The organism is Pectinatus haikarae (assembly GCF_050916305.1).
Classification (GTDB): domain Bacteria; phylum Bacillota; class Negativicutes; order Selenomonadales; family Selenomonadaceae; genus Pectinatus; species Pectinatus haikarae.
Genome location: NZ_CP116940.1, coordinates 163854 through 185920, shown reverse-complemented (window position 1 = coordinate 185920; position 22067 = coordinate 163854). Strand labels below are relative to the sequence as shown.

Annotated in this window: 23 protein-coding genes, 4 tRNA genes and 1 pseudogene; 25 read left to right on the top strand and 3 right to left on the bottom strand. The window is 39.4% G+C overall.

Features of this window, described 5'->3' with window-relative positions; translation table 11 throughout:
• Positions 1-4: 4 nt before the first annotated feature.
• The 15 genes from pgeF to NXG61_RS00865 all read left to right on the top strand — a co-directional run bounded on the left by pgeF (position 5) and on the right by NXG61_RS00865 (position 9992).
• The gene (gene pgeF, locus NXG61_RS00935) at positions 5-823 is read left to right on the top strand and encodes a peptidoglycan editing factor PgeF (protein WP_196603276.1); all 819 of its coding nucleotides are present in this window, start codon (positions 5-7) and stop codon (positions 821-823) included.
• Between the two features lie 178 nt (positions 824-1001).
• On the top strand, positions 1002-1691 hold the full coding sequence (locus tag NXG61_RS00930; RefSeq protein WP_196603277.1) for a YggS family pyridoxal phosphate-dependent enzyme: 690 nt from the start codon (positions 1002-1004) through the stop codon (positions 1689-1691).
• A 12-nt stretch (positions 1692-1703) separates the two neighbouring features.
• Positions 1704-2201, top strand: coding sequence for a cell division protein SepF (locus NXG61_RS00925; RefSeq protein ID WP_196603278.1), 498 nt, complete (start codon positions 1704-1706; stop codon positions 2199-2201).
• Positions 2202-2226: 25 nt separating this feature from the next.
• Positions 2227-3027 carry a pyrroline-5-carboxylate reductase gene (gene proC / locus NXG61_RS00920; protein WP_196603279.1) on the top strand — a complete coding sequence of 267 codons (801 nt, stop codon included), beginning with the start codon at positions 2227-2229 and terminating at the stop codon, positions 3025-3027.
• Between the two features lies 1 nt (position 3028).
• Positions 3029-3814, top strand: coding sequence for an RNA-binding protein (locus NXG61_RS00915; protein ID WP_196603280.1), 786 nt, complete (start codon positions 3029-3031; stop codon positions 3812-3814).
• 19 nt (positions 3815-3833) lie between these two features.
• Positions 3834-4271 carry a signal peptidase II gene (lspA, locus tag NXG61_RS00910; RefSeq protein ID WP_196603281.1) on the top strand — a complete coding sequence of 146 codons (438 nt, stop codon included), beginning with the start codon at positions 3834-3836 and terminating at the stop codon, positions 4269-4271.
• The gene (locus NXG61_RS00905) at positions 4271-5215 is read left to right on the top strand and encodes an RluA family pseudouridine synthase (protein ID WP_196603282.1); all 945 of its coding nucleotides are present in this window, start codon (positions 4271-4273) and stop codon (positions 5213-5215) included. The genes lspA and NXG61_RS00905 overlap by 1 nt, the downstream gene beginning before the upstream one ends.
• A complete protein-coding gene (gene pyrR / locus NXG61_RS00900) occupies positions 5199-5747 on the top strand; it encodes a bifunctional pyr operon transcriptional regulator/uracil phosphoribosyltransferase PyrR (protein WP_196603283.1) in 549 nt (182 codons plus the stop codon). Before NXG61_RS00905 ends, pyrR begins: the two co-directional genes overlap by 17 nt.
• An 11-nt stretch (positions 5748-5758) precedes the next feature.
• Positions 5759-6361: a DJ-1/PfpI family protein gene (locus NXG61_RS00895; RefSeq protein ID WP_196603284.1), complete on the top strand. Its 603-nt coding sequence runs from the start codon at positions 5759-5761 to the stop codon at positions 6359-6361.
• Positions 6362-6456: 95 nt separating this feature from the next.
• A tRNA-Arg gene (locus NXG61_RS00890) sits at positions 6457-6533 on the top strand.
• Positions 6534-6566: 33 nt separating this feature from the next.
• Positions 6567-6641: transfer RNA gene (locus NXG61_RS00885), tRNA-Val, on the top strand.
• Between the two features lie 389 nt (positions 6642-7030).
• A complete protein-coding gene (locus NXG61_RS00880) occupies positions 7031-7573 on the top strand; it encodes a pentapeptide repeat-containing protein (RefSeq protein WP_432748962.1) in 543 nt (180 codons plus the stop codon).
• Positions 7574-7852: 279 nt separating this feature from the next.
• Positions 7853-8449 (top strand): hypothetical protein, encoded by a 597-nt coding sequence (locus NXG61_RS00875; protein WP_196605782.1) that lies wholly within the window; start codon positions 7853-7855, stop codon positions 8447-8449.
• Positions 8450-8601: 152 nt separating this feature from the next.
• Positions 8602-9840, top strand: coding sequence for a purple acid phosphatase family protein (locus NXG61_RS00870; protein ID WP_196605781.1), 1239 nt, complete (start codon positions 8602-8604; stop codon positions 9838-9840).
• 76 nt (positions 9841-9916) lie between these two features.
• Positions 9917-9992, top strand: a tRNA-Lys gene (locus tag NXG61_RS00865).
• A 130-nt stretch (positions 9993-10122) separates the two neighbouring features.
• Here the strand turns inward: NXG61_RS00865 and NXG61_RS00860 are convergent.
• Positions 10123-11088 (bottom strand): type I phosphomannose isomerase catalytic subunit, encoded by a 966-nt coding sequence (locus NXG61_RS00860; protein ID WP_196605780.1) that lies wholly within the window; start codon positions 11086-11088, stop codon positions 10123-10125.
• A gap of 418 nt (positions 11089-11506) precedes the next feature.
• On the opposite strand from NXG61_RS00860, the gene NXG61_RS00855 reads away from it, so the two are divergent.
• The 9 genes from NXG61_RS00855 (at position 11507) to NXG61_RS00815 (ending at position 18603) form a co-directional block, all read left to right on the top strand.
• Complete coding sequence (locus NXG61_RS00855) at positions 11507-12688, top strand: ABC transporter substrate-binding protein (RefSeq protein ID WP_307222977.1); 1182 nt, start codon at positions 11507-11509, stop codon at positions 12686-12688.
• 383 nt (positions 12689-13071) lie between these two features.
• The gene (locus NXG61_RS00850) at positions 13072-13959 is read left to right on the top strand and encodes a branched-chain amino acid ABC transporter permease (protein ID WP_196605778.1); all 888 of its coding nucleotides are present in this window, start codon (positions 13072-13074) and stop codon (positions 13957-13959) included.
• 9 nt (positions 13960-13968) lie between these two features.
• Entirely contained in the window at positions 13969-14910 is a 942-nt protein-coding gene (locus NXG61_RS00845; RefSeq protein ID WP_307222974.1) for a branched-chain amino acid ABC transporter permease, read from the top strand.
• A gap of 2 nt (positions 14911-14912) precedes the next feature.
• Positions 14913-15680, top strand: a complete 768-nt coding sequence (locus tag NXG61_RS00840) for an ABC transporter ATP-binding protein (protein ID WP_196605776.1) — start codon at positions 14913-14915, stop codon at positions 15678-15680.
• 11 nt (positions 15681-15691) lie between these two features.
• Complete coding sequence (locus NXG61_RS00835; RefSeq protein ID WP_307223017.1) at positions 15692-16396, top strand: ABC transporter ATP-binding protein; 705 nt, start codon at positions 15692-15694, stop codon at positions 16394-16396.
• Between the two features lie 156 nt (positions 16397-16552).
• Entirely contained in the window at positions 16553-17203 is a 651-nt protein-coding gene (locus NXG61_RS00830) for a CBS domain-containing protein (RefSeq protein ID WP_196605775.1), read from the top strand.
• Positions 17204-17325: 122 nt separating this feature from the next.
• Positions 17326-18270: a cation diffusion facilitator family transporter gene (locus NXG61_RS00825; RefSeq protein ID WP_196605774.1), complete on the top strand. Its 945-nt coding sequence runs from the start codon at positions 17326-17328 to the stop codon at positions 18268-18270.
• On the top strand, positions 18263-18460 hold the full coding sequence (locus NXG61_RS00820; RefSeq protein WP_307222969.1) for a DUF951 domain-containing protein: 198 nt from the start codon (positions 18263-18265) through the stop codon (positions 18458-18460). The genes NXG61_RS00825 and NXG61_RS00820 overlap by 8 nt, the downstream gene beginning before the upstream one ends.
• A 55-nt stretch (positions 18461-18515) precedes the next feature.
• Positions 18516-18603 (top strand) — tRNA-Ser (locus NXG61_RS00815).
• Positions 18604-18915: 312 nt separating this feature from the next.
• On the opposite strand, the pseudogene NXG61_RS00810 reads toward NXG61_RS00815, so the two are convergent.
• A pseudogene (locus tag NXG61_RS00810) lies at positions 18916-19715 on the bottom strand (transposase).
• A gap of 552 nt (positions 19716-20267) precedes the next feature.
• Between NXG61_RS00810 and NXG61_RS00805 the strand changes: the two are divergent.
• A complete protein-coding gene (locus NXG61_RS00805) occupies positions 20268-20756 on the top strand; it encodes a transposase (protein WP_307222964.1) in 489 nt (162 codons plus the stop codon).
• Positions 20757-21539: 783 nt separating this feature from the next.
• Here the strand turns inward: NXG61_RS00805 and NXG61_RS00800 are convergent.
• The gene (locus tag NXG61_RS00800) at positions 21540-22061 is read right to left on the bottom strand and encodes a flavodoxin family protein (protein WP_307222963.1); all 522 of its coding nucleotides are present in this window, start codon (positions 22059-22061) and stop codon (positions 21540-21542) included.
• Positions 22062-22067: the final 6 nt, after the last annotated feature.

Genomic DNA, 22067 nt, shown 5'->3' with positions numbered 1-22067 from the left:
TACAATGAAGACAGTTCGACCGTTTTATAAATTATCTGTTTTGAGTAGGTATGAAAATAAAATTATTCATGGCATATCACAAAGAGGCGGCGGTGTCAGTGAAGGCTGTTATCAATCTTTAAATTTGGGGCTGCATGTGGGTGATGAAACGGCTAGAGTAATCGAGAACAGAAAAAGATTTTGCGGGGAACTCGGTATTAAGTTATCGCGTACAGTTTGCTGCGAGCAAGTGCACGGCACAAATGTCCGCATTGTCGATGAAAAAGATATGGGGCGCGGGACGCTCACTCTTGAGGATATTATAGAGAATACCGATGGTTTGATCACAAATAAAAAAAATATAGCCCTCATGCTCTTTTTTGCTGATTGCACACCGGTGTTTATATATGATCCCAGGAATGATGCCATCGGATTATCTCATGCAGGCTGGCGGGGAACGCTGGGCAATATAGCCGCAAAAACATTGCGTGCAATGCATGACGCATACGGTACGAAACCGAGTGATTGTATTGCGGCGATCGGACCTTGCATCGGCGGCTGCTGTTATGAAATAGGTGATGAAGTAGCCGAAAAATTCAATGATATTTTCACATCTATGCATTTACCATCAACTGCTTTTTCACGCATACTTTTTCGTGATGAAGGTAAATATCATCTTTCTCTTTATGAGGCGAACAGTGCGCTGCTTGTGCAGGAAGGGATTAGTTCTGAAAATATTTCATCTGAACATTGCTGCACCAGCTGCAATGTTGATGAATTTTACTCATATAGGGCAGAAAAAGGAAAAACGGGAAGGCATGCCGCTGTCATTTGTCTGAAATAACCGGTGCAGTATCTGTAAAAAAATTTAGCGGCAGCAGGAAATTACTGTTTTTAAGAGGAATTTATTTCAGTTGGCATTTAGTGGCAGATATGTTATTTATCTGTGAATATATATGCATTTTATATATTAATATTTGTACGAAATGAAGGTACTATATATCTTCAGAGGAGATATTATAATGATAAGGGAAAACATAGCAGCAGTAGAGACTTTTATTAAAGAAGCCAGTGAAAAGCGTCAGTCGGATATGACAGAAAAGGTAAAACTTGTCGCAGTGACAAAAAATCACACTGTTTCAGAGATACGTGAAGCAATTGATGCAGGAACAGCTTTTATAGGTGAGAACCGTATTCAGGAGGCATCAGAGAAATATCAGCAGCTTGGCAACACGGTGGAATGGCATTTGATCGGGCATTTGCAGACCAATAAGGCGAAACAGGCAGTAAAAATATTTGATTTGATCGAGTCAGTGGACAGTATAAAAATTGCTGAGGCAATAAATAAAGAAGCGGCAAAGATAGATAAAGTTCAGGATATACTTGTTCAGGTGAATTTAGTAAAAGAACAGAGTAAAAACGGAGTATATATGGAAGATCTGCCGGCACTGCTGCTTGATATAGATTCTCTGGAAAAATTGAGACTGCGTGGACTCATGTTTATAGCGCCTAATGTTGAAAATCTTGAAGAAGTCCGGCCCATGTTCAATTCTATGTATAAATTGTTTAGGAAAGTGCAAAAAATGGAATTTTTGAATGCTGATATAAAATATCTTTCTATGGGAATGACACATGATTATAAAATTGCCATTGAAGAAGGTGCCAATATTGTACGTGTTGGTACAGCCATATTCGGACCGCGCCAATATTAAGGAGGAGCGATTATGAGTTTTTTTGATAAGTTTGGCAGTAAAATGGGTTTGACTGACGATAAAGATAAAAACCGTGGAGATTCACGCAACAGGCAAATGGATCCTGAGTCGGATGAATATGAAGAATATGAGGATAGTCCTGTCAGCCAGGACAATGTGGTTGACTTTCAGTCGGTTGCCGCAAATTCAGCGGGAAACAGTTCCGGTATAGCCGGCAGGCAAATGAAGGTTATAATTATTGAACCGGCTTCTTTTGACGATGCTCAGCAAATTGCCGAACACATAAAAGCGCGCAAACCTGTTGTTTTGAATTTCGAAAATACAAACGACGAAACGGCAAAAAGGATTATCGATTTTATAAGCGGTGCTACGTACGCTCTTGCTGGAGACATAAAAAAGGTAGGGCAGCATATTTTTTTATGTGCACCTAATAACGTGAATGTTACTTTTTCTGATGCAGCAGCATCAAAACCCGTTCCACCACGTGATGATAAACTTCCTTGGGAATAAATAACGATATATTTGGGGTGATTTTATGAAAATAGGATTTATAGGCGGCGGGGCAATGACAGAAGCTATAGTCTGCGGCATATCTTCTCAACCGTGGATTAAGCCGCAGGATATTTATGTTTCCGATCATAAAGAAGACCGTTGTAATTATCTGAAAGAAAAATATAGTATAAATGCAATAGTAGGGGCGCAGTCTTTTATAAAAACTGCTGATGTAGTGATCTTAGCTATAAAACCGCAGACAGCGTTTAAGGCTGTCGATGAAATAAAAGACAGTGTTGATGCCGGAGCAATTATTATATCTATTATAGCGGGATTGGCGCTTGCTGATTTAGAAAAAAGTTTTCCTGATAATCCGGTTATCCGTGTTATGCCTAATACTCCTATGGCGGTGAGTGCGGGAATGTCAGCGATAGCCACGGGCAGTAAGACAAAAAAAGCGGATGCCAATATTGCTGAAAGAATTTTTTCTTCGGCAGGGCAGGCTGTAATAGTTGAAGAGAAATTAATGGATGCTGTTTCAGGACTATCAGGCAGCGGACCGGCTTTTATTTTTATATTGATCGATGCTATGTCCGATGCCGGCGTAAGGGCAGGCTTGAAACGAGATACCGCCGTTAAACTGGCAGCACAGACGGTTTTCGGTTCTGCAAAAATGGTTCTTGAAACGGGTATGCATCCTGCTCAGCTGCGTGATCAGGTAACATCGCCGGGAGGAACTACTATCGAGGGAGTTCATATCATGGAGCAGCGCGGTGTTCGTGGCGCTATGATAGACGCCATAACAGCAGCTGTGGAAAAATCTAAGGCAATGGGGAAAAAATAGTATGGCTGATCGTGATAAGATTATTCGTTTTTATAAAGGTACGGAGGGCGAGGAGATCGCTGTCCGTTTGATCGATAATATAGAAGCTGTAAACAAAACAAGAAAATTTCGTACCAGCGATTTTCTCGATCCTTATGGGCAGGAAATAGCCGAAACTATTACCGCCAATTACGGGGGAATACGTGTCGAGTTTGATGGTGGGTATATCGGAGCAGAAAGGCAGTGTGCTGCTTTCATTCATGATGATTTTATGGGAAATCCATTATTTAGTCTTAAATTGATCAATGCGGCATGGAACGATAAATATTATCATCTTCTGCACCGCGATGTGTTGGGAGCGTTGATGGGGCTGGGGATAGATCGGCGCAATATAGGCGATCTTGTCATAAACAGCGGGGGTGTGAAAATAATCTGCCTGGACAAAATAGCCGAGTTCATCATGACTAATCTTGTGTCTATAGGTTCGGCGGCAGTTTCATGCACTTATGACGATTTATCTTCCATCGCGGCGAAGGAAGAACGCAGCAAAGAAATATCAGCTACGGTAGCTTCTCTGCGCATTGATTCAATAGCTGCTGCCGGGTATGGAACCTCCCGCAGCAAGATGACATCAGATATTGAGGCGGACAAACTTAAATTAAATTGGCAGTCGGTCAAAAACCCTTCACAGACAGTTAAAGAGGGGGATGTTGTTTCCATGCGCGGACGAGGAAGGGTTGAAGTATTCCAAATAAAAGGAAAAACAAAAAAAGGACGTATCGGTATTTTGTTAAGACGATATATATAAAACGTGGAGATTTGATATTATGTTCATCATATGCATTATGGTTATAGTTTTTATCGATCAGACAGTTAAGCACTATATTCAGTCGTCTATGCTGCCGGGAATGTCCTTTCCTGTTGTTCAGGATATATTCAGCATTACGTATATTCAAAATGCAGGTGCCGCCTTCGGCATATTGGAAGATCAGCGGTTGTTTTTCATAATAGTAACAATGCTGGTATTGATCTGCGGAGCATATTTTTATCCTGTATTAAAAAAACAGTGCTGCATGCTGCGTTTCGGTATGGCTTTGCTGCTTGGCGGCGCCGCTGGGAATTTAATAGACAGAATCAGGCTGGGAATAGTTGTCGATTATTTTGATTTTCATATATGGCCGATTTTCAATATAGCAGATATAGCAATAGTCTCAGGAGTGGTCATTATTATTTATCATATTTTTACAAAGGGACTGACTGAGTGATGAGTCTATATGAATATACGGCAAAGCAGGATAACGAACGAGTGGATGCTTTTGTTTCTGCGCAAAATAATACATTATCCCGTTCTGCGGTACAGAAACTTATTGCCGGTGAAAATATTCTTGTCAATGGAAAGAAAATCAAGGCAAATTATCGTTTAAAAAGTAATGATTGTATTACTGTTATTGTCCCGGAGCCAGTGCCGCTTGATATAAAAGCAGAAAAAATACCGCTGGATATTTTATATGAAGATGAACATATTATAGTTATAAACAAACAAAGGGGAATGATCGTCCATCCTGCTCCAGGAGTTTACAGCGGTACGCTCGTTAACGCATTATTGGCACATTGCCATGATCTTTCCGGAATAAACGGGATCATCAGGCCGGGTATAGTTCATCGGCTTGATAAGGACACTTCGGGTGTCATGGTAGCAGCAAAAACGGATGAAGCTCATTTGAGTCTTGCTGAACAGATCGGCAGCAAGAAAGCACAGCGCTGTTACCTGGCTATCGCAAACGGCAATATCAGTGAGAATGAGGGACGGATCAACGGCAATATAGGACGTCATCCCGTTGACCGAAAAAAGATGGCTGTACTTGTAGGCAAGGGCAAAAGCGCTGCCACTATCTTTGAGGTTTTAGAGCGTTTTCGGCAATATACTTTTATCAAATGCAGGCTTTTGACTGGACGGACGCATCAGATACGAGTGCATATGGCATATATAGGGCACCCGCTGCTCGGTGATCCGTGTTATTCAAAATGCAATAAACCACTGGATCGAAAAATAGCAGGGCAGGCATTACATTCCAATACGCTTAAACTTTATCATCCTGCAACAGGGCAGGAGATGCTCTTTACGGCTCCGGTGCCGGATGATATGGTAAAGATACTTGCTGCTCTGAAAAATAGAAACGGAAGTGAAAACAATGGCGGATTTTGTTGATAAAACAGTTTTGATGGATGAAAAAGGAATTCATCGGGCGCTGACAAGGATTGCTCATGAAATAATTGAAAAAAACAAAGGTGTGCAGAATATTGTTCTTATTGGTATTCGTACACGCGGTGTTCCTCTTGCGGAACGATTATCCTCGGAAATAAAAAATATTGAAGATGTAATTGTTCCGGTTGGGATGCTTGATATAACGTTATATCGTGATGATCTGTCTACATTAGCCTATCAGCCAGTAATTCGCGAAACAAAATTTCCCTGTGACATAACAGGAAAAACAATTGTTTTGGTCGATGATGTTCTTTACACCGGGCGTACCATCAGAGCGGCGCTTAACGCACTTACTGATCTTGGGCGGCCTCATGCTATACAACTTGCCGTGCTTATTGATCGCGGGCACAGAGAATTGCCTATACGGGCTGATTATGCGGGGAAAAATGTTCCTACTGCCGCCAGGGAAATAATAAGTGTTCAGCTTGTTGAAGTTGATAAAAAGGAACAGGTTATAATAAAAGAACCTGTGTGAGGTCAGAAATTATGAAGGCAAATATTTTTTTATTCGACAATTTTGAGACATTGGATGTATTTGGTCCGGTAGAGGTGTTAGGGTATGTACCTGATTGTCAATTACAGTTCGTTTCATGTAAAGGCGGGATTATAAACAGCAGTCAAGAAGTTCCTGTAATGACAAAAAAGCTTGATGCTGAAAATGTTTCCGGACTGTTTTTTATTCCGGGAGGGCAGGGTATCCGTACGCTGATCAATGACAGCGAAACGATTGCTCTTTTGAAAAAAGCTGTACAAAAAGCACAATATTGTCTTACTGTCTGTACCGGATCATTGGCACTTGCAAAGACAGGTCTGCTGGACGGAAGAAAAGCTACATCCAATAAAAGAGCGTTTGAATGGGTGCTCTCCCAAAAACTGCCTGTTCTTTGGGAAAGAAGCGCCAGATGGACAAATGACGGGGAATTTTATACATCTTCCGGTGTATCAGCAGGAATCGATATGACACTTGGTTTTACAGAAGATCACTTCAGCAGAAAAATCGCGACTGATATAGCTATAAGAATGGAATATATGTGGAATGATGATAAAACTAATGATCCCTTTGCTGCTTGTACAACAGCTGATTTGTAATAGTTTTATCGAAAAAGTATTATTGCATTAATATTTCGGTGACTGTATTTGCTATAATATTAAAAATTTGCTATAATATATAGGTCGTTTAGAGTGTGGCTGTAGCTCAGACGGATAGAGCGGTTGCCTCCTAAGCAATAGGCCGCAGGTTCGACTCCTGCCAGTCACACCAATAGTGTTCAGAGATTTTTGGCATATGTATTTTGGGATATTAGCTCAGGGGGAGAGCGCTTGATTCACATTCAAGAGGTCACTGGTTCGAAACCAGTATATCCCACCAGGAAAATTCAAGGATTTGCAGTGATTGCTGCAAATCCTTTTTAAGTAAAATGCAGCAACGTATAGCAATACGGTAATAAAAAATCGTGAGGGCCGTTATTTGGCTTTCACGATTTTTGGTTTAGGTGGAATATTTTCAGAGTGATTAAGAGCTGTTGGAGTGGTGGCTGTATAAGTCCAGAAGCATACGGGCGCGGTTGTGTCCCATTCGGTACTGGGCATCTTTCACATTCAAGCGATTACTGGTTCGAAACCAGGACATCCCACCAAGGGGGAATGTAGGTCATATGAAGATTGATAAGCTTAGTGTGGCCTTTTGTTTTGTCAATATTGTTATAGTATTCTTTGTACCATGATAATTTATAATGGATAGGGAGGCATCTTGGTACCATGCTGGGAAAAATGATTGCCGACACAAGATTAGAAGATGGCTATATTCAGAATATGAATTTTGAATATGAAGCTTTTACAAATGCCGATTTTTCAAAAAACAGCTTTTATAATGTGGTTTTTGGAAATTGTGTTCTTTCGAATTGTATTTTTACAGAAAGCTACTGGAAAAAATCTCAATTTTTAGAATGCAAGGGAGACGGAAGTAATTTCAGCAAGAGCTGTTTTAAAGAAATGATCTTCTTGAATAGCTCGTTATGTTATGTAAACGCTGCCAATACAGTATGGAAGGAATGTACTATAGATAACAGCAATTTTAAAGAATCTTTTTTTTCTGAGGTAAAATTTCAAAGAAATAAATTTAGAGCGGCTAATTTTCAGTGTGTGGATTTCTTTGAAACATCACTTAAAGGAATAGATTTATCAGATTGTATCATTGAGGGGATAATGGTATCCGAAACATTCGACGAACTTAAAGGTGTAAAAATCAATGCGGTGCAAGCTGCTGGCCTAGCACAAATGTTGGGGGTTAAAATTGTTTGAACAAATTATTGCAGCGATGTTTCCTTTTATCAAAACCAGACTACATAAGACTTTATCAATTTTATACGAAAGTAATGATTTTGCTAATACAAAAATTTATTGTGCTTCAAACGTAATTTCTCATTCCCTGTTATTGTTTTTTTATAGATTGTACAAAGAGAATAAAATTGCAAAGTTTACGTGAGACTTTATCTGTGCTAGAATAAACTGAATTAATATAATTAAAAATTTCCTCCAAACGTGTAAATGCACTAAAAATCGATCATAGGGGTGTTAAGGATGAAAAGAATTTTTGTATTGGCGATGATGTTTTTTTCTTTATTTACGTTAACTGCATTTGCAGCTGATGTCCAACAAAAAGGGCAATCGGACCTTTTACAGCGGTCAACGGGGAAAATTGGTGTGATAATTATAGGTAATGCAGATGTCAAAACATCGGATTTTTTTGATATTATTTCTGAGGCAATGGTACAGTCTCCGACCGATATAAAAAAATATACCGTCGATGTAGGGACAAATGTTCAAACTGAATATCAAAACTATTGGTTGGACAAAGGGTTTCTTGACGAACAACCACTTACTAAAGATATTATTTTAGATTTTGTGAAATATAGTGGATATGATAAAGTGTTATTTATCATTGTAAAAGATCCGGTGATCGAAAAAACGGAACGGGGCTCAGGTTCTTGGGGTAAGGAAACGGTCAGGCGTGCATCCGTTGAAGTCAAAGCGTATTTGGCTGATGGGGATGCTGTTATAAAAAGCATAGATGTTACTAAGGAAAATAACTCATCGACCAGTGATTTAAGAGCAAAACGCGGTGCATTCAAAAAAAATATGGAAGAAATTATGGCGAATATCAAGGACTCTTTATAAAAAATGAAGCAGTGATGCAGAATTGGCAATACTGCCTGAAAATTGATAAAAAATAATTTCTTTTTCCTGATAAATGTTTAAGCGTTATATTTTGTTTATTTTTTATGTAATGAATGAATTCAGCGTGTATATTTTTAAATGAGGAGTGTTTTATGTCTAGGAAGATTATCACGCTGGCAATATGCATAATTATTCTTTTCCTGGGGATTTTATATATGTTTTATCCCCAAATATATACAGGTATTGAAAAAAAACCGGAAAATATAATTGATGAAGCTGAAGGAAAACCCTTTTACGTCTGGCAGACTATTCCGCCTGATGCGCCGCATGGCAGGACTATTTCATGGCTTGGCAGGAAAAATGATACGGGGCTGCTGGAGCTTTCGTATGCAGAACACTGTGATGTAAGCTATGAAGCAACTGTTTCTTCCTTTGACGAAGCTACATCAGTATATACGGTGAAGCTTCGCTCGCTTGATCCCAACACAGCTTACAGGTATCGTGTGAGTTCGGGTGCCGGATTTTCTGATTGGTATGCTTTTTCTACTCCTGATGAAAATAAATTGACGTTGTCGGCCATTATTTTCGGTGATTCACAATCTGCTGATTATTCTGTGTGGGAAAAAACAGCCAACGAAGCATATGCGAAAAATGCGGATATAGATTTCTTTATAAATATGGGCGATTTGGTCGATAATGGTATGGACTTATCGCAATGGCGGGCATGGCTCGGTGGTATAGCCAAATTTTCTAATGCAATACCTGTCGCTCCTGTTATGGGAAATCATGAAACATATGATCTTGATTGGAAACCGGTTGGACCAAAAATTTTCCAGCTCCTTTTTGATGTTCCTGAAAACAGTTCATACGGCATCCAAAAACATGCCTATTCTTTTGATTACGGGCCAGTGCATTTTGTGGTACTGGATACACAGCTTGAGGAGCAGCAGGCGGCACTGCCTAATCTTTTTAAGGAACAGGCAGAATGGCTGGATAAAGATTTAGCCATGTCGAATCTGCCGTGGAAAATAGTGCTGATGCACAGGCAACCGTGGAAAATCCCTCTTGACGGTTCCTTGAATAATATCGGTGAAACATTTTTGCCTATAATAAGCAGACATGGTGTTGACGCAGTGTTCAGTGCGCATATACATTCTTATTCACGTACTGAGCCTTTAAGCTTTGGCGGCAGCCCAGCAGTCTATGTCTCTACGGGCAGGAGCGGTGATCAGGCATGGAAAAATTCTCCGCAAAAAAGCACTGACGAAGAATTTTTTAATCCTGTTTCTGAGCCAATGTATCTGAAACTGGATGCTGATATGCATAAATTTGCGGTAAAAGCGTATAAACAGGATGGCAGCATTATTGATGAATGGCAGCTGCAAAAATAAAAATCGATAAAAGTGTTGACAAATCTTTCTTAGCTTAGTATAATATCATAGTCGGCTTGATGAGCGGCACTTAAATGGTTCACTAGCTCAGTTGGCAGAGCACCTGACTTTTAATCAGGGTGTCCCGAGTTCGAATCTCGGGTGAGCCACCATTTGGTTATAGAGCCTTCTTCCCATGGAAGAAGGCTTTTTTTTGTCTGCATGAAAAAATAATCTGGTGTGAAGCTTTTTGCAATGATAAAAGCTGATTTCGGAGGCAGCCAGGTATATACCATGATTGCTTTAGAGAGTCGTTAAAATAAATTCTCCCATACCGTTGATGCGATAATCTCCCATGGAAGCTGGGATAAATACACTGTCTCCTTTTTTTAATATTAAACTTTCGTTGGGTGCATCAAGGCATAGTTCACCGTTCAGTACAAGCAAAGAATGGAAGGATTCATTGTCTGCGCAGAGTGTGCAGTTGCCGGCAATAGTAAAAAGATATACTGTAAATAAAGAGCATTGGGATAATAGTTTTATTTTATAGTCAGAAAAAATGCTTATGGAGCCAATTGCGCCTTTTTTCTGTGCCGGCGGATGCAGATCGGTTACCGTCAGGGCTTTTGCTATATGCAGTTCTCGTGGATTGCCGTCCTTGCCTTTTCTGCCATAGTCATAAACACGATATGTTGTATTGGAATTTTGTTGTATTTCAGCTATGAGTATACCTTTGCCGATGGCATGCAGTGTGCCGGAGGAAATGAAGAATACATCGCCCTTTTTTACAGAAACCTGATTGCATATATCAAGCAAGGTATTATCAGTTATACGTTTTTCAAATTCATCCCGGCTTATTTTATTTTTAAAGCCATAAATCAATTTTGCACCGGGTTCGGCATCGACTATGTACCACATTTCGGTTTTGCCGGGTTCGCCTTCTACTGCTTGAGCATAGTCATCATTTGGATGTACCTGTACGGATAGATTATCATGGGCATCTATTAATTTTATAAGCAAGGGAAAGTAATCAAGACTGGCTGCTTTTGTGCCTATGATTTTTTTGCCCAAATGGGAAATGCATTCAGGCAGGGTTTGTCCTTTGAAGATACCATTTTCAATAATGTTTAAGCCGGCCTGGTGACATGACAATTCCCAACTTTCCGCAATCGTTGGCAAATCTGTTTCTTTTCCATACTCGTTTTTCAGTCTGGTTCCGCCCCAAATGTAATCTTTAAGGGGAGCTTTTAATTTTAATGGATATAGCATATAATTCACCTCTGGTTTATTATAGCACAGTATATCTGAGTAGCGATATTGCCTGATTTTATCAGGAACAATTATATTGTGCATCAGGAGAGAATAGTATGATTTTTTGTCCCCTTTTCATATTTTAAAGGAATTATGAAAAATACTATTTATATTTTTTCCTAAAATGAGGATAAGAAGTTTTTTTTGTATATATAAACGATATAACCCTAAAATTTTTTCTTGACTAGTGTATACTTGCAAACTATAATATATTTATTGCAATAAGAATGGCAGTTAATGCTCTTTTTTATACGAGATAGAGATCGGGGTTCAACTGAGCTGATTGCAGTGTAAGCGGTCGTCGTATAATCAAGTTCATACCTGGGGAAAGATGCTTTTAAAAATCTAAGTAAGGTATCTTAATAGGAGGAGTTTCATGGAATTAAAGGGAAAGCGTTTAAAAATTGTCGGTACGCTTCTTGGTGTGACAATGATGTCAGCAGTTCTTTCCGGCTGTGGCGGACAAAAGAATGCAGATGATGCCAATACCATCAAAATCGGAGCGAATTTCGAGCTTACCGGAAATGCCGCAAATTATGGTTCAGCTGCTTTGGACGGGTTGAGATTGGCAGTTAAGGAAGTAAATGATGCAGGCGGAATCGACGGAAAGAAAATTGAGCTTGAAGAAGTAGACAGCAAATCGGAAGCATCAGAGTCAGCTAATGCGACAACAAAGTTGGTTACGGATAAGGTTTCAGCTATTGTCGGACCGGCTACTACCGGTGATGTTTTAGCTTCATCGCCAATCGTGACAGACAGCAAGATTCCTCTTATCGCACCGGCAGCTACCAGCCCGAAGGTAACTGTAGATGATAATGGCAAGGTTAAGCCCTTTGTTTTTCGCAGCTGCTTTATTGATCCGCAGCAGGGAGAAGTAATGTCTACCTTTGCAGTTAAAACACTACATGCAAAAACAGCGGTTATTTATGTTGATTCAAGCACGGATTATTCAAAAAGTCTGGGAAAGGTATTCAGAGAAAAATTTGAAGCATCAGGCGGGCAGATCGTCGACGAAGAAGCTTTTGTCCAGAAGGATCAGGATTTTAAGACAACACTCACAAAAATAAAAGCAGCCAACCCGGATATAATTTTTATTCCTGCTTATTATGAAGAAGTCGGCAAAATAGTAAAACAGGCGCGTGAACTGGGAATAACAGCACCTTTACTTGGTACGGACGGCTGGGATGATACAAAGGTTATAGATATAGCGGGCAAAGATCCGCTGAACAATACATTTTACAGTACACATTATTCCGATCAGGATAAAGATGTGCAGAATTTTATAAAAATGTTTGAAAAAGAAAATAACGGCAAGGAACCTAATGTTTTTGCAGCCTTGGGATATGATGCCGGAAAAATGCTGATTGAAGCCATTAAACAGGCTAAGAGCAGCGATCCGCAAAAAATACGTGATGCATTGGAAAATCTGAAGGATATTCAGGTAGGAACTGGTGTTATCAGTATAAATAAGGATCATAATCCTATAAAATCTGCCGTAATAATTGAAATGAAAGATGGCAATAAAGTTATGCGGGAAAAGATAGCCCCGGAAAATTGATCAGGGGGACGGTCAATTTCGGTCGGTTCGGCTGGAATTGACTGAAGGATTGGCAGATATCAGACTGATATTGACAATAATATAATCTGTAACATATAATATCAAATATAACTGATCGTATGTTTATAATAGTTGATATGTGCTCAACGGTGAGCTGCTTAGGTTGAAGCACTGGTTGGCATCGGAACCTTTAGCTGGTCGGCTGAAGGTTTTATTTTTGTCTATAATTAGGAGCCAGCCAAATAGTGGTACATGGTCAAAGTGTTTTTTAACAAGAATTATGAGTGCACGGGACAGTGCAGTGTTGCAATTCTCATTTATTTAACTTTTGATTATAGTATTATGTATTTATTAAAAAAATAAAATGTAATGGGGGCTTTCTGATGGGGATTATGGATCAGTTCCTGCAGCAGCTGATCAATGGAATATCGCTGGGGAGTATTTATGCGCTGATTGCTTTAGGATATACCATGGTATATGGCATTATCAAACTTATAAACTTTGCGCATGGCGATATCTATATGGTTGGTGCGTATATCGGCTTTTTTTGCATAACTATAATGAATTGGCCGGTTTTGCCTGCTTTGCTTGTATCAATGCTTCTGACAGGAATATTGGGGATGCTTATAGAAAGGTTTGCATATAGACCGCTGCGTTCAGCACCACGTATATCTGTATTGATAACAGCGATTGGTGTATCATTTTTTCTTGAGTATACAATGATGTATTTTGTTACGCCGCAGCCGAGGACTTTTCCCAGTCTTCTGGATGATGCTGCTTATCATATAGGACCGTTTATTATTAATAATCAGCAGATAATGATTTTTGCCATAACAATAATTCTTATGGCTATTTTGACCTATATAGTCCAGTATACGAAAGTGGGAAAGGCTATGCGTGCTGTTTCCTTTGATACTGAGACGGCGCAGTTGATGGGGATAAACTCTAACAGGATTATTTCAGTAACGTTCGGGATAGGTTCGGCCCTGGCTGCCGCTGCGGGAGTATTGGTGGGGATTTATTACAATTCCATTGATCCTCTCATGGGAATAATGCCGGGCCTTAAGGCTTTTGTTGCAGCTGTTCTTGGCGGCATAGGCATCTTACCGGGAGCCGCTGCCGGCGGTATTATTCTGGGCATTATAGAAGCACTGGTAAGCGGTTTTATTTCTTCTACTTTTCGTGATGCGGCAGCTTTTGCCATATTGATATTGGTTTTACTTTTTAAACCGTCAGGTCTCTTGGGCAAAAATACTAACGAGAAAGTGTAGGTGTGATAAATGAATTCATTGCGTAAAACAGATCTTAAGGCAATAGTTATCAGCCTAATTGTCTTTGCAGTATTGCAGGGATTGATCTCTTCTGAAGCCTTGGATCCTTTTTGGCAGCTTAATATAATTGTAATCTGTATAAATATAATTATGTCTGTAAGTCTTAATCTTATAAATGGCTATACAGGCCAATTTTCTTTGGGACATGCAGGCTTTATGGCTATAGGAGCTTATACGGGAGCTGTTTTGTCGGTTAATTTTCATATGCCTTTTATTGTCGGTTTAATTACGGCATTTGTAACGGCGGCTATCATAGGCTGCCTTATCGGTCTGCCGACGATGAGACTCAGCGGTGACTATCTTGCTATAGCTACATTAGGACTGGGCGAAATAATTCGTATCGTTATAATGAATGTCAATTACGTGGGCGGAGCGGCCGGTTTTATGGGAATTCCCAAATCTACAAATTTTGCATGGGCGTTTTTTGTAATGCTGTTTGTAGTATTTTTTATAAAAAATTATGTGAATTCATCGTTTGGCCGTGCCTGTGTGGCAATTCGCGAAAACGAAATAGCTGCGGAGGCTATGGGTGTGAATACGACAAAGTACAAAGTGCTTGCTTTTACCGTAGGAGCAGGCTTTGCCGGAGTGGCAGGATGTCTCTTTGCCCATACTTTCTATATAGTGCATCCGTCGTCCTTTACTTTTTTATCATCATTTAACTATCTGATAATGGTGGTTATGGGCGGCATGGGTTCTATTACCGGCTCCATAGCAGGAGCATTTATTCTTACTACTATCTCGGCGCTGCTTTCCGATTGGCCTGAACTGCGAATGAGCATATATGCCGTTGTCCTTATTGCGCTCATGTTTTATCGTCCGCAGGGGTTGTTCGGCAATATCGAAATTACGAGTTTGCCCATTTTTAAACGTTTTAAAGGGGGGAAATGAGTATGAGCATATTGTTGGAGGCAAAGAACATATCAAAATTGTTCGGCGGGTTAAAAGCTGTCAGCAATTTTAATATGACTATAAATAAAGGCGAATTAGTGGGACTTATCGGTCCGAACGGAGCAGGAAAGACGACGGCATTTAATCTTTTTACGGGAGTTTATCAGCCAACCTCAGGGACTCTTTCTTTAGACGGAAGGAGTTTGCTGGGGATGAAACCATCCCAGATCACACAGAGAGGACTTGCCAGAACCTTTCAAAATATACGTCTGTTTTCTGAGCTGAGTGTTTTGGATAATGTAAAAATTGCCTATCATACTCATTTGAATTATAATTTGCTGGAAGCTGCGTTTCGTTTTGGCCGTTACATCAAACAGGAACGTCAGATTGAAGAAACCGGGCGGGAACTGCTGAAAATATTTAAGCTGGAAGATAAGGCCGACGAAATAGCAAAAAATCTGCCCTATGGTGCACAGCGCCGTCTGGAAATAGCGCGCGCGTTGGCTACACATCCGCAGCTTTTGCTTTTGGATGAACCTGCGGCCGGAATGAATCCGCAGGAAACAAACGAGCTTATGGACATGATCAGCTGGATAAGAAAAGAATATGCTCTTTCCATCTTGCTTATCGAACATGATATGAGTCTCGTAATGGGAATCTGTGAACGTATATATGTGCTGGAATATGGTTCTATTATAGCCCAGGGAGTGCCTGATGAGATTAAGAAAAATCCGGAGGTTATCCGTGCTTATCTTGGTGAGGAGGCTTAATAATGGCTATAATGTTGAAAATGGATGATATAAATGTTTTTTATGGTGCTATTCATGCAATCAAAGGAATAAGCCTTGAGGTGGACCAAGGTGAGATAGTCACGCTTATTGGCGCTAATGGTGCAGGCAAGTCTACCACTCTGCGCACTGTTTCCGGGCTGCTTAAACCTAAAACAGGAACAATATCGTTTGAAGATAAGACGATAAGCGGGCAGCCGGCACATAAAATTGTCGAATATGGGATATCCCAGGTACCGGAAGGCCGCCGTATTTTTGCCAATATGACAGTTATGGAAAATCTTGAACTAGGAGCTTATATCAGAACAGATAAGAATGGCATAAAAAGCGATCTGGAAAGAGTATTCAAACATTTTCCCCGTCTTGCCGAACGCAAAAAACAAGAGGCAGGCACGCTGTCAGGCGGTGAACAGCAAATGCTTGCGATGGGACGTGCTCTTATGAGCAGTCCGCGTCTTCTTCTGCTTGATGAACCATCTATGGGATTGGCGCCTCTCTTGATAAAAGAAATTTTTGAGATAATAAAGGATATAAATAAAGCAGGAACAACTATTCTTCTTGTAGAACAGAATGCTAATATGGCGTTATCAATAGCTAATCGTGCCTATGTTTTGGAAACCGGAAAAATCACGCTCAGCGGCGATGCTAAAGAGCTGTCTGCCAGCGAGGACGTGCGTAAGGCATATCTTGGCGGATAATGGCTGTTAATCCGATGACTACCCGCTCTAATACTCCCGCTTCTGTAAGCGGTGAATAAAGAGAGGGCTAAGTCCTTGGATAATTTTGACTACTATTCAGGCGGCGTCAAAACTCCGTCTGAATTAAGTCTCCATTTATGAAAGGAGTCTGATAATGTGTTTGTATCAAGCTATATGACAAGAAACCCAATTACTGTTTCAGCGGATACTCCTGTGGATGAGGCTGCGGGACTCATGAAAATGAATCATTTTCGCCGTTTGCCTGTTATGAAAGACGGCAAAGTAGTAGGTATTATAAGTGATCGTGACATTTCACGCATAGCTCCTTCCCCTGCGACTACCTTGGCTAAGTATGAAATAAATTCGCTACTGGCAAAAATGCCGGTCAGCGATGTAATGTCTGCTCCGATAGTTTGTGTTTCTGATGAAGCAACTGTTGAAGAAGCAGCGCTGCTGATGTGCAATAATAAAATAGGCGGTATGCCGGTAGTGAGCAGTGTTGGGGTGTTGGTAGGCATAATAACTGAAACGGATATTTTCCGTGTATTGGTAAAGGTAATGGGGCTGGCCAGCGGTAAAATGCGTGTTACTCTTGATTTTAAGGATAAAATCGGTGCGACCAAAGAGATTGCCGATGTATTTGCAAAGCACCAGCTGAATATTGACAGTTTTGTTTCTTTTAACACACCTAATGGTGATTCTGAGGCAATTATTCGCGGAACTTTTCCGGATTTGAATGAAATCACAGTTGATCTTCAAAAACTAGGTTATAAAGTTTCTCATATAACTAAAATCGGTATGCTGTAAAGCCGTAACCTTTACTTTTGGTATGTTGTATGCTACTATAATGTAAATAAATTAAACTGCGGTTTTCCGCAGATTAATTTTTTGTGCTTATTATAAATTGTATTTGAATGAGAGGTAAAATAATGGATACGGCTGCACATGGTGTTTTGAAACGGCGTACAGCATATTTGTCAGTGATATCGAATACAATACTAGTCGTACTGAAACTTTGTGTGGGCCTATATGTCGGCGCAATGAGCTTGATCTCAGAGGCAATGCATTCAGGTGTCGACCTTATTGCCGCTATGATTGCTTTTTGGGCAGTCAGAAAGGCAATGATACCGCCTGATCAAAAATATGACTATGGCTATGGTAAATATGAAAATTTATCTTCGGCAATCGAGGCAGTGCTTATAGTTCTGGCCGCTGTAATGATAATTTATGAAACTTTCGATAAATTCCGTTCTAATCCGCAGATACAGGATATTGAATATGGCATCGCGATAATGTTTGTTTCTATAATCATCAACTTACTAGTTTCGCGCAGATTGATTTCCGTCGCAAGGAAAACTGATTCACAGGCACTCGAAGCTGACGGACTGCATTTGCAGTCTGATGTTTGGACTTCGGTGGGAGTGCTGATAGGGCTTTGTGGTATACATATTCTGGGATGGTATTGGCTTGATCCGGTAGTGGCAATAGCAGTAGCGATGATAATCTTTCGGGCAGGTTATAAAATGATCGTTAAGAGTACGCGGGATCTGACAGATGCGAGCTTGTCAGCCGAATATGAAAAAAAGATATCGAATATATTTATGAAATATGAAGCTGTATTGGGATATCATAATTTACGTACACGTTCATCCGGTGCATATAAAATGATAGATGCACATATAAATTTTGACTGCGGCATGAGTTTAGGCGATGTGCATAAAGTCTGTGATGCCATTGAAATGGACATTAAAAAAACTATGGGAGCGACCGTAGATGTTGTAATACATCCCGAACCTGTCGAACGAGTTTCCAGAACTACATGCAAATTAAATTTGGATAACAACATAAGTAATAAAGGTGAAAAAAATGAATAAGATTGACTATCAAAAAGGTGATATTGTCAAAATGAAAAAAAAGCATCCCTGCGGTAGCGACACTTGGGAAATATTGCGGGTGGGAATGGATTTTGGTATAAAATGCTGTGGCTGTGGACATTATGTTATGATGCCGCGTCCAAAATTTGAAAAAATGGCGAAAGATATTGTGAAAAAAACGGATGAATAAAAAAATATTGAAATTTTATTTGTCATGTGTTATAATTTTATTGCTTTTTAACGATGGAGAGGTGTCCGAGTGGTCGAAGGTGATTGACTCGAAATCAATTGTACCGCGAGGTACCGTGGGTTCGAATCCCACCCTCTCTGCCATAGTAAATTCAAGGCTTTGCGAAATTCGCAAGGCCTTTTATTTTTGTATAAATTTATTTCAAAATATGTTTTTGACAACATTTTGACAACATGGGTAATTGTGTCAGTTTAAATTGGATATATTATAGTTAAAAATTAAATTCTATTTTAGCAAGTTCATCTTTAACTTCATCATCTAGACATTTTGTGATGATAATAGTTAAGAATTCTTGAATAATAGAGGAATGGGGGTGCGGACAAAGAGAGTCTATAAAAAAGTCTGTAAATAAAGTCTTCTATGATAGTTAATAAAGAGTTATTTTGCTAGAGCTATCATACCAATAATCTGTCAGGGTACATGATGACCAGTTCGCCTCTTACCTTTCCCCAATTCCGAAGCGGCATGGTCCATTTTTTGGCAGCCTCGAAAAAAGCCTTGAGTAGAGCCTGCAAACTGGAAAAAACACTTCGCTGAGGGTTTAAACGGCGGTAGGAAAAATTTAAACTCTCAATGGCGTTCGTTGTATAGAAAGCTGTACGAACGTCTATCGAAAACTTAAAGATTGGCGTTATGACATACCAGTGATCATGCCACCGTTTCATGGCTGCTGGATACTGGGACGTCCATTTCTGATCTACTTCCTCTAACCGTCTGACTGAGATTTTTTCATAGGCTCGAATTATAGTGGTAACAGTTTATCTGTTATTTTTGAAGCACGACTGTCGTCTACATCAATGCCATACATTTCCTGCATTGTTTTTTGGATATCACGAGTGGACACGCCTTGTGAGTAAAGAAAAATCACTTTATCTTCAATGGTTGAAATATCTGTTTGATGTTTTTTTACTAATTGTGGTTCAAAATCTTCGTCGCGATCACGAGGTATTTTAAGTTCCAACTCTCCGTTGGAACTTTGAACGGATTTAGAAGAATAGCCATTGCGACTATTCTTTGTTTTTTTATTTTTGTAGTCATATTTGGAGTATCCAAGTTCTTCATCCAGTTCAGCATCCAGCGCTGTCTGGATAGTTTCAGCTGTAAGCATTTTGACAAAATCATGGGCATCATTCATGTCTTTGATACCATACTCTTTGATAAGATCTTTGAGCTTGTTGTTTCCTTTATTTGCCATAATAAAATACCTCCAATATTAGTTTTATTTTACCTAACCTTGGAGGCTTACACAATTATTTCAGCACTACCAGGAAAGGAATAATCCCTTTTCTTTAGTCGATTACAAAGCTTTTTCTGTCAGAAAACTTCTTGATAGATACAAATTTGTCCAATCTTTCTCCAAGAAGGGATATCCTCACAATAACGCCTGCTGCGCAGAAATTCTATTCCACAGAGCAGTTATGCCTAAGAATATATCCAACGGTAAAATTCTAAACGGCCACATGCTTCACTTGGATATCTAACTCCTAACAAAATAGAAAATGCCTATCATCAAATCAGGGTAGCGCTGTGTTTTTATAGAGTATACTTTTAAAATGTGTCTATTACTTGACTATATTCAAAATCTAAAAATTATTCACTAATTCGTCATATATATGGTCAGTATCCATTTTCAAAAGGTTCTCAAGTCTGCCTTTTTCTTTTCCTATATTAACAATCTCCTGCAAGTGGCATATGTTACAAGTTAGAAATCATATGAAATATCTGACTTTTGCTATTGCTCAATTAAATGAGCAATAGCAAAACCATATTATGCGGCGATTCATTTACTCTGTACCAATTTACTTCTTCCAAAAGGCTCTGCTGTTGGGCAGACTTAACACCTGGCAGCAATGAATCTGCAGGTAAGAAGAAATCGGTTAAGATCACACGTGCTGGAGTATACTTGAAGCCTGCTCTTGTTCAGGTCGCTCATGCAGCAGTGAAGTGTTTTGACCAGCCATATTACAAAATCAAATATGAACGCATTATGAAACGACGCAGTAAGAAAAGAGCAATAATCGCTATTGCGCGCATGATCATGACAGCCGTTTATCATATGTTCCAAACAGGTGAAACGTTCAATCCTGTTGATTTACCCAAAATTGATATGTCTCCAGAAATGCGTGAAAATCAGAAGAAAACAGCTGTTGCAGAAGCCGTAAGGTTTCTTAAACGACAAGGGCTGTACCTGATACATTTTCTGAAGTCTGTACCTAGCCTAAAAAACAGGTACTAATTAAGATGTATTAAAGTTTGCCTTTTTTAATATGAACCAAGTTTAAATGTTTTCACGCTATCCCTCATGACATTTTTAACATCTGCACCATCACGAACATTGGTATTAGTATCCTTTAAATAATTTTTCATCATTTCTCACATTGCTGCTTTTTAGGTACTTTCATTTTTCCTGCTCATAAATAAAACCTCCAAACTGATTTTATATTATATCAGCTTGAAGGTTTACATAATCTATGAAGAAGTCCAAACAATGAACATTGTCGATAAACGGACAATGCCAATTCGTAATTGGGGGATTATACTCGATAACATCATGATTTATTTTAGCGACCAAGTTAAAATTTCTTTATAAAACTCAACTTGATTTTATCCTAATATTTGGACTTTATACAAAAATCTATGCACTATTTCTAATCTTTGTCTGAGCGTGACGTGAATATGGCAATCGCTTTTTTTAAAATAAGGTTTTCCTCTTTAAGTTGGGCATTGCGTTTTTAGAATTGCTTGACCTGTTTAGCGACAATGATCTCACCATTGTCGTTTTTCAACAGTAGAATATTACTTGATCTACTTACCAAGAGTGGATTGAGATATACCATATTCTTTAATAAAGACCGCCTGAGTTTTACCGTTGAGGTAAAGCTCTACAAGAATACGGTTGAAGGCTTCTTCCTATCGAGGTGTTTTTGTGGACAAATCAATGCCTACTTTTCACGCTTGAAATTATGTCTACCTTTATAGGGTAGGCACTATGCTTCAGTACATACTTTTGCACTTACGATTAATTTTCATCTATAGTCTTTTCAATGTTGAAAAATAGCTGCTGTGCTTTTTTCAGATCTTCCGCATTTGGATGAATGCTGGCAGCATTATATAATGCCATCCATCGGTTATTTATCTGACCATGGGGATGATCTATTGGATATTTTCCAACCAGGGATTTTATAAGAGCCAGTTCGACTTTTCCTTGGCAAATAAAAGTTCCCAATATCTGATTCGACGGATCAATCAGCTGGCGTCCGTTATTCAGACTTTCCGACGCGTGCGCGGAATGGGGATCGGATCCCAGTGTTGCAAAAATGGCAACTTTTTCCCCCTTCAGAGAACTTAAATATGCAGCCGATTCTTTATCTGGCCTAGCTTTATCCACCCAATAGCCGACAATAATAAGATCATATTTATTGGAATACGGTTGATTTCCTATCGGGTAAATATCGCAATTCGGCTTAAGTTTTTCAGCAATCGCTTCCGCCACTTTTTTAGTATTACCGGTTTTACTGGAATATACAATTAATGTTTTCATGATATT

Coding starts and splice junctions, on each gene's coding strand:
- pgeF (WP_196603276.1), top strand. CDS start 5: ATGAAGACAGTTCGACCGTTTTATAAATTATCTGTTTTGAGTAGGTAT.
- NXG61_RS00930 (WP_196603277.1), top strand. CDS start 1,002: ATGATAAGGGAAAACATAGCAGCAGTAGAGACTTTTATTAAAGAAGCC.
- NXG61_RS00925 (WP_196603278.1), top strand. CDS start 1,704: ATGAGTTTTTTTGATAAGTTTGGCAGTAAAATGGGTTTGACTGACGAT.
- proC (WP_196603279.1), top strand. CDS start 2,227: ATGAAAATAGGATTTATAGGCGGCGGGGCAATGACAGAAGCTATAGTC.
- NXG61_RS00915 (WP_196603280.1), top strand. CDS start 3,029: ATGGCTGATCGTGATAAGATTATTCGTTTTTATAAAGGTACGGAGGGC.
- lspA (WP_196603281.1), top strand. CDS start 3,834: ATGTTCATCATATGCATTATGGTTATAGTTTTTATCGATCAGACAGTT.
- NXG61_RS00905 (WP_196603282.1), top strand. CDS start 4,271: ATGAGTCTATATGAATATACGGCAAAGCAGGATAACGAACGAGTGGAT.
- pyrR (WP_196603283.1), top strand. CDS start 5,199: ATGGCGGATTTTGTTGATAAAACAGTTTTGATGGATGAAAAAGGAATT.
- NXG61_RS00895 (WP_196603284.1), top strand. CDS start 5,759: ATGAAGGCAAATATTTTTTTATTCGACAATTTTGAGACATTGGATGTA.
- NXG61_RS00880 (WP_432748962.1), top strand. CDS start 7,031: ATGCTGGGAAAAATGATTGCCGACACAAGATTAGAAGATGGCTATATT.
- NXG61_RS00875 (WP_196605782.1), top strand. CDS start 7,853: ATGAAAAGAATTTTTGTATTGGCGATGATGTTTTTTTCTTTATTTACG.
- NXG61_RS00870 (WP_196605781.1), top strand. CDS start 8,602: ATGTCTAGGAAGATTATCACGCTGGCAATATGCATAATTATTCTTTTC.
- NXG61_RS00860 (WP_196605780.1), bottom strand. CDS start 11,088: ATGCTATATCCATTAAAATTAAAAGCTCCCCTTAAAGATTACATTTGG.
- NXG61_RS00855 (WP_307222977.1), top strand. CDS start 11,507: ATGGAATTAAAGGGAAAGCGTTTAAAAATTGTCGGTACGCTTCTTGGT.
- NXG61_RS00850 (WP_196605778.1), top strand. CDS start 13,072: ATGGGGATTATGGATCAGTTCCTGCAGCAGCTGATCAATGGAATATCG.
- NXG61_RS00845 (WP_307222974.1), top strand. CDS start 13,969: ATGAATTCATTGCGTAAAACAGATCTTAAGGCAATAGTTATCAGCCTA.
- NXG61_RS00840 (WP_196605776.1), top strand. CDS start 14,913: ATGAGCATATTGTTGGAGGCAAAGAACATATCAAAATTGTTCGGCGGG.
- NXG61_RS00835 (WP_307223017.1), top strand. CDS start 15,692: ATGTTGAAAATGGATGATATAAATGTTTTTTATGGTGCTATTCATGCA.
- NXG61_RS00825 (WP_196605774.1), top strand. CDS start 17,326: ATGGATACGGCTGCACATGGTGTTTTGAAACGGCGTACAGCATATTTG.
- NXG61_RS00820 (WP_307222969.1), top strand. CDS start 18,263: ATGAATAAGATTGACTATCAAAAAGGTGATATTGTCAAAATGAAAAAA.
- NXG61_RS00805 (WP_307222964.1), top strand. CDS start 20,268: ATGAGCAATAGCAAAACCATATTATGCGGCGATTCATTTACTCTGTAC.
- NXG61_RS00800 (WP_307222963.1), bottom strand. CDS start 22,061: ATGAAAACATTAATTGTATATTCCAGTAAAACCGGTAATACTAAAAAA.